Genomic DNA, 12,801 nt, shown 5'->3' on the forward strand with positions numbered 1-12,801 from the left:
GTCTTCTTCTTTTCTCTGTTGAAACGAACCTAATCGCACCTTGTAACCGGCCAACGATGATGAATTAACGATTGTGTAACCGGCATGAAACCAAGCCCGCGGCCATTCCTGGGCAAACCGATCCGGCGTAGCTGGCAGCACCGGTGGCATTCTCTGCTCGTTTTCCGCTACCCACGGCACCAGATCCACGTCGCCTTTCCAGGCCCACGGAGCGTCGGGCGCTCAACAAGTGTAAGGGGATTAACGTCTGGAATTCCCGGGATTTTCCCGGCTTCGATCGTTCGGACTGGGCTCTCGAATCCCGTTCGATTTCCCGTCAAGACTTCGCCCCATTTTTCCAAGCCATTGCATTTCAATGGAAAATATGCTTTTATTGAACGACCATTCAATAAATAAAGAGCCTTTATGAACCCGCATCTGCGTGACGTGGCAATCCCCAACGATTGGGATCGGCGGGGGCTGCCGGGCTGGAGCTATCATTCCGACGCCTTGCTCGAACTCGAGAAAGAGCACGTCTTCCGCAACCATTGGCAGATCGCCGGCCATGTCTGCGACGTGCCGAACGCCGGCGACTATCTGACGATGGATGTGGTCGGCGAGCGGGCGCTGATCGTGCGCGGCAAGGATGGTGTTGTGCGCGCCTTCAACAATATGTGCCGCCACCGCGGCAGTCGCGTCGTTGCCGACAGCCAGGGCACTTGCAAGAATGCGCTGGTCTGCCCCTTTCATGGCTGGGTCTACAATCTCGACGGCACGCTGCGCGGTGCTGCCCGCCCCCGTTCATTCCCCGACCTCGACAAGACCGATTTCGGCCTGATGCCGCTCGAGCTCGAAATCTGGATGGGCTTCATCTTCATCCGTTTCCGCAAGGGTGGGCCGCAGCCATCGGTGGCCGAGCTGTTGAAGCCGATCGAAGCCGAGATTGCCCATTACGGCGTCGCCGAGATGGTGCCATCCTGGGGCATCTGGACCCAAAGGACGCCGGTCAACTGGAAGTCGGTGCGCGATGTCGACAATGAAGGCTACCACGTCGCCATGGCGCATCCGGCGCTGCAGGACCTTTACGGTGCGACATATTTCGACGAGCCGTTCGTCAACGGCGTGTCGCGCTCGTTCGCCACCTACAATCCGCATGCCGGACGGCGCTGGAGCGTCGCGCAGTACATCAAGCTCGCACCCGAGGCGAAGCACCTGCCGGAACACCTGCGCAAGGCCTGGATCTACTACGGCATCTTCCCGAACAACGTGCTGTCGATCATGCCGGAATCGGTGCAGTTCTATCAGGAATTTCCGCTGTCGACGGGTGAGACGCTGCTGCGCGGCGCCATCTACCGCTATCGCGACGAGACCAGGGAACAGGCGGCAGCCCGCTACCTATCCTACCGCATCGACCGCGACACGCTGGCCGAGGACGTGCAGCTTTCGATATGGTCCAACGAATCCATGCTGTCCGAAGCCTTCGGAGGTTTTTACCTCTCCGATCTCGAATATGGCGTGCGCACCCACCACGACCATTTGCGTAAGCAAGTTCCCGTGCTCGGATTGGAGACCGCGCCCGAGGAGAAGGATATGTGGGCACTCAACGAGGCGCTCAGATCACGCTCCTGACGCCCCGGTCCTCAGGCCCAAATGGCGACCGGAATGCCGAAACGATCGGCGAGCGGCGGATCCGGAAACGGCATTGCCTCGCCTCTGACGATGCGTCCGGCAACCACCATCATCGCCGCGGCGTCGAGGAAATCGTCGGCGGCCGCGCCGCGCGGCGGCGTCTGGTCGAGAAAATCCTGGCTATAACCATGCTGGGCAAGCAGCGCCTTGCGTTCGGCCATGCCGGCCGGATTGATGTTGCCCCTGATCTTCTTCGGCAGGCGCATAGCGCGGTCGCCGTTCAGTTTGCAGAAGGCAACTTCCGGATGCGATTCGAAGACGCGGCTGCGCAGTTCGGGCCGCGCGATCAGCAGCGAATCGATCTCGCGGACCTTGGCGAAGATGCCGAAGGCCTGGATCGAGACGCCGCGCGGCGGATCTGATGTCGTCCTGGCCACCTCGCTTGCCTTGCGATGTGCGGCGTACCAGGCATCGACCGTGGTGAAGGCTTCGACCTCAGCGTAAAGCGCGGCGCGGGAGGGGATGGCAAAGACACTGGACTGCCGGGCCCCGAGCAGCGGCCGCACCAGCGCCTCCGGGCCGCGACCGCCTCGTTGCGAGAAATCGGGCAGGCCGATTGGCATATCGACCGCTACCAACGAGTCGGCGGGCAGTCGGTCGAGCAACGCCGCGAAGCTCGGGAAAACGGCTGTCGACGGTGCCGCACCGGGATCGCGGCGGACGGCTATCCAGCCGGCCTTGCAACCGTCGACGCCGACAAGCACAACGTTCTCGGGCACAACATGGTCGGGCGCAACATTCTCGGGCGCAACATGCTTGGGCTCATCATCCTGCGGCACGGCGTCTTCGGCCTGCGTCACGCCCGGCGGTCCCGTTCCGGATGCAGAAGATGGCGAAGTTGCACCATCGCCATCGGGTGCGACAGGCTCTGGGCATCGGTCTCGAGCTGCAACTCGTCGCCGCCGCGCTTGGCGGTCCGCGCCAGGATCTCGTAGACCGCCGCCGTGGTCGATTGCAGCGCCTTGGCGGCCGGCTGGCCGGACAGGATCCGCGCTAGGTAGACGGCAGCCGTCAGGTCGCCGAGCCCATTCGGCGGCTTGTCGATGAGCCGGTGTTCGGCAAGCAGTGCCTCCCTGCCGGCGAGCAGCAAATTGCCGGTGCCGCCGGCCATCATCGCCGGCGCCGATGTGACCAGCATGGCCGGTGGGCCGGCCTGCAGGGCTGCAGCCATTGCCGATTTCAAGTCGGGCAGCGGCGCTCCGGCCATCCATTCCAGCTCGTAGCGGTTGGGCGTGGCGATATCGGCGATCGGCATCAGCCGGTCGCGCATGGCGATTGCGGTCGGCTCAGGTACGTAGAGCCCGCCCGAATCGCCCATCACCGGATCGCAGATATAGAGGGCGTCCGGCGTCTTCGCCTTGACCGCGCCGACCAGCGAAGCGACGGCTTCGGCCTGGCCAGCCTCGCCGAGATAGCCGGACAGCACGGCGCCGACCTCGCCCAGCCACGGCGCGCGCTCGAGGTCGGCCATCAGCGCCTTGAACTGGTCCAGCGGCGGCACAATGCGGGTGGCCCGGCCATGGCCCGGATGCCAGGGCAGGATGACGGTCGGTACCGCCCAAACCGGAAAGCCGAGCGTCTCCAGCGCAAAGACAGCGGCACGGTTGCCGACCGAGCCACGGGCGACATGACTGGAGACGACGATGACCGCGCGCGGCGCGTCGGTTTTTTCGGCACTCATTGATTTTTCCTAACTGCCCCTGGTGACGAAAAGCACGAGCCAGATCAACAGGCCAATGGCAATAAGCAAGCCCGCTGCCCGACCGATGCGGGTGCCCCAATATTCGATCGGGTCCGGCCGGTCGGCATCGGCCGCAGTGACGTGGTCGCGCGCGCCTTTAGTCGTTCGTGCAAGGAACGAGGTGCCCCCCGGGTCGGTCTCGCGCGCCACCCGTTCGATGAGGCGGCGCGATTCCGCGTCGCTGTCGTGGCGTTTCGCCATGGTGATGTCCCGTTTTATGCCGAGCTTAACCCGTTCGCCTCGTCTGTCACAGGGCCCGACGGCGAATGGCAGAAACCAGTAACACTTCTCGGCCGAAGTCATTTTCTTACGCAAGGATTGTGCTAATGCTTCGCCTGCCAATGCTATCGAGGGGACTTATCATGCTTGCCCAGCGCCTTTCTTCGCCGCCAATCTTCCGTAATTTAGCTGCGTTCCTGGTTATGGCCGTCATGCTGCCGCTGCTTGCCGGCTGCGGCTACAACACCATTCCAACAGCTGAGGAAAACGCCAAGGCCGCATGGAGCGAGGTGTTGAATCAATACCAGCGCCGCGCCGATCTCATCCCCAATCTGGTCAACACGGTCAAGGGCTACGCCGCGCACGAGAAGGACACGCTCGATGCCGTGGTCGAAGCGCGCGCCAAGGCGACGCAGGTGACCGTGACGCCGGAAACGCTGAACAATCCGGAAGCCTTCAAGAAATTCCAGGACAGCCAGGCCGGCCTGACCAGCGCGCTGTCGCGCCTGCTGGCGGTGGTGGAGAACTATCCCGATCTCAAGGCCAACCAGAACTTTCTGGCGCTGCAAGCACAACTCGAAGGCACCGAGAACCGGATCACGGTCGCCCGCCGCGACTATATCCAGGCAGTGAGAGAGTACAATCTGACGCTGAGGACCTTCCCGTCGGTGATCTGGGCGACCTTGTGGTTCCGCGGCAACCAGCCGTTTGCGAATTTCACCATCGAGGAGGACAAGATGCAGCCGCCGAAGGTCGATTTCGGCACCAACACCACGCAAGGCGGGTGAACGGCGCCTGTTGAGCCTGGGCCTGTTGGCCTTGTATTCCGTCGCGCCCCCCTCTGTCCTGCCGGACATCTCCCCCACTTGGGGGGAGATTGGCAGCTCTTGCCAAGGCGGCCAATCACCGACCTTGGGAGTTGGCGAAAGCGGTCGCGATAGTCGATCTTCCCCCAAGTGGGGGAGATGTCCGGGAGGACAGAGGGGGGCGCGACGAAGTGCAAACCTGACGCTTCTGAGCGTCACTTTGCTTCTTCTTTGCCTTGGTCTGTTCCTCCCGCTCACCGCCCTTGCCGCCGCACTGCCGGCACTGACCGGACGGGTCGTCGACAATGCCGGCATCATCGATGCCGCGACCGAGGCGGCGCTGACGCGGAAGCTTGCCGAGTTCGAGACCAAAGGGTCCGACCAGATCGTCGTCGCGACCATCCCCAGCCTCGACGGCGAGGAGATCGAGCCTTACGCCAACCGGCTGTTCCGCGCCTGGAAACTGGGCCAGGCGAAGGAGAACAACGGCGTCCTGCTTCTGGTGGCGCCGAACGACCGCAAGATGCGCATCGAAGTCGGCTATGGGCTGGAAGGCACGCTGACCGACCTGCACACCAAGCTGATCATCGAAAACGACATGGTGCCGGCCTTCCGTGCCGGCGATTTCTCAGGCGGCATCAGCAAGGCCGTCGACGACATGATCATGGTGCTGGAAGGCAATCCCGAAGAGCTGGAGGCGCGCGGCGAACGCAACCAGCAGCCGCCGTTCAACAGCGACGATCTGTTCTTCACGATCTTCATAGCCATCTGGGCAATCATCTTTTTCGGCGGCCTCGCAGCCTCCATCCTGCCGCCGATCTTCGGCCGGAAGATCGGTCCCGGCCGCTATCGCTGGCTGGGCATGACCTTCGAGCCAAACCGGCGGTCGTCCGGCGGCTGGTCGGGAGGTTCCGGCGGGGGATGGTCGTCGGGTTCAAGCGGTGGCGGGTTTTCCGGCGGCGGCGGTTCGTCCGGCGGCGGCGGCTCCTCGGGAAGTTGGTGACGAGATGACAAGACACGCCGTCAGCCCGGTGGAATCCGGCCGTTTCACCAAAACGATCGGCACCGCGCTGTTGGCCATGGCGGTGCTGCTGGTCGGCTTCGCGGCCTTCGCCGCCGCACTGCCGGCGCTGACCGGACGGGTCGTCGACAATGCCGGCATCATCGATGCCGCAACCGAGGCGGCGCTGACGCAGAAGCTTGCCGAGTTCGAGACCAAAGGGTCCGACCAGATCGTCGTCGCGACCATCCCCAGCCTCGACGGCGAGGAGATCGAGCCTTACGCCAACCGGCTGTTCCGCGCCTGGAAACTGGGCCAGGCGAAGGAGAACAACGGCGTCCTGCTTCTGGTGGCGCCGAACGACCGCAAGATGCGCATCGAAGTCGGCTATGGGCTGGAAGGCACGCTGACCGACCTGCACACCAAGCTGATCATCGAAAACGACATGGTGCCGGCCTTCCGTGCCGGCGATTTCTCAGGCGGCATCAGCAAGGCCGTCGACGACATGATCATGGTGCTGGAAGGCAATCCCGAAGAACTGGAGGCGCGCGGCAAGCGCAATCCGGCGAATGACAATCCTGTCGATCCCATCTTCATGCTGTTCATCGTCCTGTGGGCGACGATGTTCTTCGGCGGCTTGGCAATGGCGTTCCTGCCGCCGATCTTCGGCACGAAACTGTCGCCGGGCGTGTACAAGTGGCTGGGCATGACGTTCCGCTACGGCCGCGGGCCAGCTTCGTCATCCTCCGGTGGCGGTGCCTGGACGTCGGGGACCTCGTCCGGCAGTGGCTGGTCGTCTGGAAGTTCCGGCAGCGGTTGGTCGTCCGGAAGTTCGGGCGGCGGGTTTTCAGGCGGCGGCGGCTCGTCCGGCGGCGGCGGTTCTTCAGGAAGCTGGTGAGACATCAATCATGGCAACACGACCGATCAGTCCCGAGGATCATGAGCGCATCGCCGATGCGATCCGCGCTGCCGAATCAAAGACCGACGGCGAGATCTACTGCGTCGTGGCGCATGCCAGCGACGGCTATTTCTTCCCGGCCGCTTTCATGGCGATGCTCGGCATGCTCGTCGTCAGCCTCGCCGTCGGTTATGGGCTGGAAGCCTGGTGGCTGTCGATCCGCTTGCCGCATTTCGTCATCGCCGAGCTTCTGGCGCTTGCCAGTGTGCTCATCCTGTTGTGGGCATTGCCGGCATTGCGCATCCATTTGGTGCCGAGGCGGCTGCGCTACCAGGCCGCCCACGTCAATGCGATGAAGCAGTTCCTCGCCCGCAACGTCCACCGCACCACGGCGCGCACCGGCGTGCTGGTGTTCGTCTCGATTGCCGAGCGCTATGCCGAGGTGGTCGCCGACAGCGGCATCGATTCTCGTGTCGGCCAGCATGTCTGGGACGGTGTCGTCCGCGACCTTACGGCGCATGCCGGCGACGATCGGCTTGCCGACGGGTTCGTCAAGGCGATCGAAGCAGTCGGTGCGGTACTGGCCGAGCATTTTCCGGTCTCGACTGGCGACAGCAACGAACTGGACGACCATCTGGTCGAGATTTGATCTCGCCAAAAGCGGTTTCGCAGCGTCTCAAGGACGCACCGTCCGGCTGTGTGAAAGCATCGCGGCGGCTGACCGGACTCTTGCAATCGGGCGCGGCGGGTTTATGGTTAACCAATCATGAATACGCTGAGCATCGACATCAGGAAAGCCGAACCGCGCGATGCAGCCGCCATCGCCGACGTGCATCTCGAGGCCTGGCGCGGCGCCTATTCGGGCATCATCCCGCACCGCACGCTGACATCGATGATCAACCGCCGCGGCGCCGACTGGTGGGCGAATGCCATTCGCCGCGCTGCCACCGTCCTGGTCGTCGAAATCGGCGGCAAAATTGCCGGCTATGCGACGATCGGCAAGAACCGCGCCCGCGAACTCAGGCAGCAGGGCGAGATCTACGAACTTTACCTGCGGCCGGAATATCAAGGCATCGGGCTCGGCAGCCGGCTGTTCTCGGCCGCGCGGGCACGGCTGGCCGACCATGGCCTGAAAGGCATGGTGGTCTGGGCGCTGGAAGACAATCAGAACGCACTTGCCTTCTATGCCGGCGCCGGTGGCCGCGATGTTGCCGAAGGCGTCGAGATCTTCGAGCAGAAGGCGCTGAAGAAGGTCGCTTTCGTCTGGGAATGACGGCCAGCGCATGATCCGGCCGGTTTTCGGTTAGGACGGTCTCCCCGTACCATTCGCCGCATTGCACCATTCGCCGTCGCCCGCTATCGATCTGCAATCGAGAGAGGGATAAAGCGATGCGTATCGAAGCGATTGCCAGCGGAAAGAACCCGCCCGAGGACGTCAACGTCATAATCGAGGTGCCGATCGGCGGCGAGCCGATCAAGTACGAGATGGACAAGGAGGCCGGCACGCTGTTCGTCGACCGCTTCCTGCACACTTCGATGCGCTATCCCGGCAATTACGGTTTCGTACCACACACGCTGTCGGGCGACGGTGACCCGATCGACGTATTGGTCTGCAACACGCGCGCGCTGGTGCCAGGCTGCGTCATCAATGTGCGGCCGATCGGCGTGCTGGTGATGGAGGACAATGCGGGCCAGGACGAGAAGGTCATCGCTGTGCCTTCGCCCAAGCTGACCTTGCGCTACGAGGACGTCCACGAATACACGCAATTGCCCGACATCACCCGCCAGCAAGTGCAGCACTTTTTCGAGCACTACAAGGATCTCGAACCCGGCAAATGGGTCAAGATCGAAGGCTGGTACGATGCGGCCTATGCCAAGAAGATGATCGTCGAGGCAATCGAGCGGGCCAGGCGCAAGTAATTATCGGGCGCAAATAATCAGTTGTCGACGCGGCCGAAAGCGGGCGCGTCGCCCAGCACCTCACGCTTGTCCTTGCCGCAGGCGAAGGTGCGTGCCTTCTCGTCGGCAAGCTTGCGCGCCTGATCGTTGGCGGCGGGATTGCCGGTGGCGAGCACAAGGCCGATCGTGCAGCCTTCGTGGGCGTCAGGCTGGGCAACCTTGGCCACAATCAGCACTTCCGTCGACTTGTTCTCGCCCTCGGTATCGCTGATCGAGCGACGATGAATGACGGCGAACGGAATGGCAGTTTTGCCGTTGGTTTCGATCCGCCACTCGACCTTGGGTCCAGCCGAATTGAGGCCGGAAAAGCTTTCCCAGACCGTGGTCATATCGCCAGGTGGAAAGCCGTAGAACAGCGATTCCCGCGCATCGTCGTAGGAAACCAGCACCGGGTAGCCGCGGTAGCCCGAACAGGCGAGATCGGCCCAGTCGCCGTTGCCTTCTTCCGCTTGGGCATAGGTGACGCAGTCCTTCTCCCAATCGAGATCGGTATAGACGCTGGATATGTCGCCGGCCCGGGCCGCCTGGCAGAAACCGGCGAGGGCAAGCGGGATCAAGAGAGCGCGCATGGCGGAACAACTCAGTTCGGGGGGCGCAGCGTACCGTCAAATTTAGCAGCAGCCTAGAGGAAGTCAGGCTGCGCACAGTGGTCTGGCAAAACGGAACACTATTTCTTCAAACTTGCCTCTATCAGAAGATCGGCGTTGCGGGCCACCGACTGCGCCGGTCCGCCGGCACCGAACAGCTGGCCGCTAATATAGGCGCCCTCGATCAGCAGCAGCAGCCCGTCGCCCAGCGTCTCGGCGTCGCCGGCGCCCATCGCCGCCGCCATGGCGCGCAGGCGGCGGCGCAGTTCCTGCTTATTGGCCTCACTCACGACGCGGGCCGGATGGCCATGTTCGGGATATTCGACCGCGGCATTGGTCATGCCGCAGCCGCGATAGTCGGGCCTTTGCGTACGCTTGCCGACACGCGTCAGGAAGGCGACGATCTGCGCGCGCGGATCGCCGGGATGGGCATCCACCGCCTCGTCGAAACGCTCCCAGAATTCGAGGTCATAGTGCCGGAGGTAGGATGCGGCCAGCTCGTCCTTGGACGGAAAGCTGCGGTAGAGGCTGGGCTTGGTGACGCCGGCACGCCGCACGATCTCGTCGACGCCGATCGCCCTGATGCCTTGCCGGTAGAACAGATCGCGCGCCACCTGGAGAATCCGTTCGGCGGCGCGAGGCGGCGGTGCGTCATTCGCCTTGATCGTTGGTTCAATGCTTTTCATGCCTGGTCTGCCGATTAGCTGGTTGACAATGTTACCGGTCGGTACGTATGTTTCGCGCTCCTGCAACGTACCGGTCAGTAACATGATAGCTCAATCCCGCCCGTTTGGCCAGCGCTACGCTTTCGTCGTGGTCGCCGTCATCTTCCTTTGCCTGCTGATCGCAGCGGGCCTGCGTTCGGCGCCGGCAGTCATGATGCTGCCGCTGGAGAACAGTTTCGGCTGGCGGCGCGACGTGGTGTCGCTGGCGGCGGCCACCGGCATCTTCCTCTATGGCCTGACCGGGCCGTTTGCCGCGGCGCTGATGGAGCGGATCGGGCTGCGCCGCACCTTGCTTGCCGCGCTGCTGTTGATGTCGGGATCGACCGCGCTCAGCCTGTTGATGACCAAACCGTGGCATCTGCTCCTCACCTGGGGCGTGTTTTCCGGCGTCAGCTCGGGCGCCGTCGCCACCGTGCTCGGCGCGACCATCGTCAACCGCTGGTTCAAGACCAATCGCGGCTTGGTGATGGGACTGATGTCGGCGTCCAGTGCCACCGGGCTGCTGGTCTTCCTGCCGCTGCTCGCCTCGCTCGCCCAGTCGGGCGGCTGGAAGCCGGTCGCCATCGCCATTGCCGTGGCCACCGCCTGCCTGGTGCCGCTGGTCTATATGCTGGTGCCGGAGCGCCCGGCGTCGATCGGCATGGTCCGCTATGGCGCCGATGCCGACGACGTGCCGCCGGTGCCGCCAGCCTCGCAAGGCAATTTCCTTTCGCATACATTGAGCACGCTGCGCCGCGCCGCCGGCACGCGCGTGTTCTGGTATCTGTTCGCCACCTTCTTCGTTTGCGGCTTCACCACCAACGGGTTGGTCGGCACGCATCTGATCGCCTTTTGCGGCGATATGGGCATCGGCGAAGTGCAGGCCGCAGGCCTGCTCTCGATGATGGGCATCTTCGACCTTATCGGCACGACGCTGTCGGGCTGGCTCACCGACCGTTTCGACCCGCGCAAGCTGCTCGGCGTCTATTATGGCATTCGCGGCCTGTCGCTGATCTATCTGCCCTATTCCGGCTTCTCGGCGACCAGCCTGATCATCTTCGCGGTGCTTTACGGACTGGACTGGATCGCCACCGTGCCGCCGACGCTCAGGCTTTCCAACGAGGCGTTCGGCGACCGCAGCGGGCCGATCGTCTTCGGCTGGATCGTCGCCGGCCATCAGGTGGGTGCGGCAACGGCGGCCTTTTTCGGCGGCACCATGCGCGAGCTGCAAGGCAATTACGAGCTTGCCTTTCTGATTGCCGGCATGACGGCAATAGCCGCTGCCTGCATCTCGCTGCTGATCAACACCACCCGCCCGGCCTTTGATCCGGAACCGCAGGCGGCGTAGGGCGCAATCGGCCGTGCTAATCTCCCCCCTTGAGGGGGAGATGGCCGCGAAGCGGCCAGAGGGGGTCGGTCCAACCGGGCTCGGCCCCTTATCGCAGGCGCAAGAGGTCGGTGCTCCATCCGAGACGACCCCCTCTGTCGCCTTCGGCGACATCTCCCCCTCGAGGGGGGAGATTCGCCAGCCTGTTCACTGTTATCAAACCTTCATCGTTTCGAAATGTGCCTGAAACATTGAAGCTGGAGCTTGGCGGCTACGTTCAACGCCATCCAGGAGACAGCCATGAACAAGATTTCGATGACGCGGCGCGCTTTCGTCACGTCGGCCAGCGCCGTTGGCCTGGTCGGCGCCTCGGGCCTCGCCCTCCCCTATTACTCGCGCGCCAATCAGCGCCCGGCTTTCACCCATGGCATCCAGTCCGGCGACGTCGACGCCACCAGCGGCATGGTCTGGACACGCACCGACCGGCCGTCGCGCGTCATGTTCGAGGTGTCGCGGACCGAAAGCTTCACCAATGCCGTCCGCCTCGCGCCGCTCGATACCTCGCCGGCCAGCGATTATACGGTGAAGCGGCTGCTTACCGATCTCGCCTCCGACCAGGACATCTTCTACCGCATGGTCGCGGCCGATCTTGCCGACATCAACGCCGTTTCCGAGCCGGTCGTCGGCCGCTTCCGCACGGCACCTGCCTCGAAGCGCGACATTCGCTTTGCCTGGTCGGGCGACACCGCCGGCCAAGGTTGGGGCATCGACGAGACCGGCATGAAGACCTACGCCACCATTGCCAAGCACACGCCCGACTTCTTCCTGCATTCGGGCGATACGATCTATGCCGATGGTGCGATGAAGGACGAGGTCGACCTGCCCAACGGCGGCAAGTGGAAAAACAAAGTGCTGATCGACGAGAAGCGCAAGGTTGCCGAGACGCTGGACGAATACCGGGCGCAGTGGAAATACAACATGATGGACAGGCATGTGCTGGCGCTCAGCGCCATCTGTCCGACCTTCTATCAGTGGGATGACCACGAGGTGCTGAACAACTGGTCGGACTCGAAGGACCTGAGCGCCGACGATCGCTACACTGAAAAATCCATCCATGTGCTGGCGGCACGTGCGGCGCGCGCCTTCCACGAAATGACGACGATCCGTTACGAGCCGTCGGAGCCCGGCCGCGTCTACCGCAAGATCGCCTATGGTCCGCTGCTCGACGTGTTCTTCCTCGACATGCGTTCCTACCGCGGCCCCAACGGTCCGGATATGCAGGAGACGATGACGCCGCAATCGCGCATCCTCGGTGAACAGCAGATCAAGTGGCTGAAGCGTGAACTGGCGAATTCCAACGCAACCTGGAAAATCATCGCCGCCGACATGCCGCTCGGCCTCGTCGTCTGGAACGACGGCACCAAGAAGGTAGGGGCCGAGGCGGTCAGCAATGGCGACAATGGCCCGGCCAAAGGGCGTGAGCTGGAAATTGCCGACCTTCTTCGCTATATAAAGAATGCGGGTATCAGCAACACTGTCTGGCTCACCGCAGACGTGCATTACACAGCCGCGCATTACTACAATCCGGACAAGGCGCAGTTCCAGGACTTCGATCCGTTTTGGGAATTCGTTTCGGGTCCGATCCATTCCGGGACGTTCGGGCCTAATGGTTTCGATATGACATTCGGCCCGGAGCTGAAGTTCATAAAGGCACCAACTGCCGAACAGGGTCAAAACCTGGCGCCTTCGGCCGGCCTGCAGTTCTTCGGGCTCGTCGAGATCGATGGCGCCACCGAACAGTTGACGGTGCGGCTGATGGATCGCGACGACAGCGAACTCTACAAGGTCACGCTTGATCCGGTGCGGTCGGCGTGAGCGACGGCGCCACTACC

At 63.2% G+C, this 12,801-nt stretch carries 14 protein-coding genes; 9 read left to right on the forward strand and 5 right to left on the reverse strand.

What is annotated here, in order from left to right; translation table 11 throughout:
• Nucleotides 1-405: 405 nt before the first annotated feature.
• Nucleotides 406-1,608 carry an aromatic ring-hydroxylating oxygenase subunit alpha gene (locus tag NKH90_RS03910; protein WP_352470716.1) on the forward strand — a complete coding sequence of 401 codons (1,203 nt, stop codon included), beginning with the start codon at nucleotides 406-408 and terminating at the stop codon, nucleotides 1,606-1,608.
• A gap of 11 nt (nucleotides 1,609-1,619) precedes the next feature.
• On the opposite strand, the gene NKH90_RS03915 is transcribed toward NKH90_RS03910, so the two are convergent.
• The 3 genes from NKH90_RS03915 to NKH90_RS03925 all read right to left on the reverse strand — a co-directional run bounded on the left by NKH90_RS03915 (nucleotide 1,620) and on the right by NKH90_RS03925 (nucleotide 3,610).
• A complete protein-coding gene (locus NKH90_RS03915; RefSeq protein ID WP_352817803.1) occupies nucleotides 1,620-2,387 on the reverse strand; it encodes a DUF429 domain-containing protein in 768 nt (255 codons plus the stop codon).
• A 77-nt stretch (nucleotides 2,388-2,464) separates the two neighbouring features.
• On the reverse strand, nucleotides 2,465-3,349 hold the full coding sequence (gene pdxY, locus NKH90_RS03920) for a pyridoxal kinase PdxY (RefSeq protein ID WP_352470715.1): 885 nt from the start codon (nucleotides 3,347-3,349) through the stop codon (nucleotides 2,465-2,467).
• Nucleotides 3,350-3,358: 9 nt separating this feature from the next.
• Nucleotides 3,359-3,610, reverse strand: a complete 252-nt coding sequence (locus NKH90_RS03925) for a hypothetical protein (RefSeq protein ID WP_352817457.1) — start codon at nucleotides 3,608-3,610, stop codon at nucleotides 3,359-3,361.
• Nucleotides 3,611-3,771: 161 nt separating this feature from the next.
• Here NKH90_RS03925 and NKH90_RS03930 point away from each other — a divergent pair, with 161 nt between their 5' ends.
• From NKH90_RS03930 to ppa, 6 genes are all read left to right on the forward strand, one after another.
• The gene (locus tag NKH90_RS03930; RefSeq protein ID WP_352470713.1) at nucleotides 3,772-4,416 is read left to right on the forward strand and encodes a LemA family protein; all 645 of its coding nucleotides are present in this window, start codon (nucleotides 3,772-3,774) and stop codon (nucleotides 4,414-4,416) included.
• A gap of 217 nt (nucleotides 4,417-4,633) precedes the next feature.
• A complete protein-coding gene (locus NKH90_RS03935; RefSeq protein WP_352701426.1) occupies nucleotides 4,634-5,437 on the forward strand; it encodes a TPM domain-containing protein in 804 nt (267 codons plus the stop codon).
• A gap of 4 nt (nucleotides 5,438-5,441) precedes the next feature.
• The gene (locus NKH90_RS03940) at nucleotides 5,442-6,332 is read left to right on the forward strand and encodes a TPM domain-containing protein (protein WP_502898801.1); all 891 of its coding nucleotides are present in this window, start codon (nucleotides 5,442-5,444) and stop codon (nucleotides 6,330-6,332) included.
• Between the two features lie 10 nt (nucleotides 6,333-6,342).
• Nucleotides 6,343-6,981, forward strand: a complete 639-nt coding sequence (locus NKH90_RS03945) for a TPM domain-containing protein (protein WP_352701297.1) — start codon at nucleotides 6,343-6,345, stop codon at nucleotides 6,979-6,981.
• A 117-nt stretch (nucleotides 6,982-7,098) separates the two neighbouring features.
• A complete protein-coding gene (locus NKH90_RS03950; protein WP_023678138.1) occupies nucleotides 7,099-7,605 on the forward strand; it encodes a GNAT family N-acetyltransferase in 507 nt (168 codons plus the stop codon).
• 116 nt (nucleotides 7,606-7,721) lie between these two features.
• Nucleotides 7,722-8,252 (forward strand): inorganic diphosphatase, encoded by a 531-nt coding sequence (gene ppa, locus NKH90_RS03955; protein WP_352451245.1) that lies wholly within the window; start codon nucleotides 7,722-7,724, stop codon nucleotides 8,250-8,252.
• A gap of 17 nt (nucleotides 8,253-8,269) precedes the next feature.
• On the opposite strand, the gene NKH90_RS03960 is transcribed toward ppa, so the two are convergent.
• Both NKH90_RS03960 and NKH90_RS03965 read right to left on the reverse strand, forming a co-directional pair.
• Nucleotides 8,270-8,860: a hypothetical protein gene (locus NKH90_RS03960; RefSeq protein WP_352767490.1), complete on the reverse strand. Its 591-nt coding sequence runs from the start codon at nucleotides 8,858-8,860 to the stop codon at nucleotides 8,270-8,272.
• A gap of 98 nt (nucleotides 8,861-8,958) precedes the next feature.
• On the reverse strand, nucleotides 8,959-9,564 hold the full coding sequence (locus tag NKH90_RS03965; protein WP_352540898.1) for a TetR/AcrR family transcriptional regulator: 606 nt from the start codon (nucleotides 9,562-9,564) through the stop codon (nucleotides 8,959-8,961).
• Nucleotides 9,565-9,646: 82 nt separating this feature from the next.
• Between NKH90_RS03965 and NKH90_RS03970 the strand changes: the two genes are divergently transcribed.
• Entirely contained in the window at nucleotides 9,647-10,930 is a 1,284-nt protein-coding gene (locus tag NKH90_RS03970; protein WP_352817462.1) for an MFS transporter, read from the forward strand.
• Nucleotides 10,931-11,209: 279 nt separating this feature from the next.
• On the forward strand, nucleotides 11,210-12,784 hold the full coding sequence (locus tag NKH90_RS03975; RefSeq protein WP_352817465.1) for an alkaline phosphatase D family protein: 1,575 nt from the start codon (nucleotides 11,210-11,212) through the stop codon (nucleotides 12,782-12,784).
• The last annotated feature ends 17 nt before the right edge of the window (nucleotides 12,785-12,801 follow it).

This window comes from Mesorhizobium sp. M0898, from assembly GCF_040319695.1.
Lineage (GTDB): Bacteria > Pseudomonadota > Alphaproteobacteria > Rhizobiales > Rhizobiaceae > Mesorhizobium.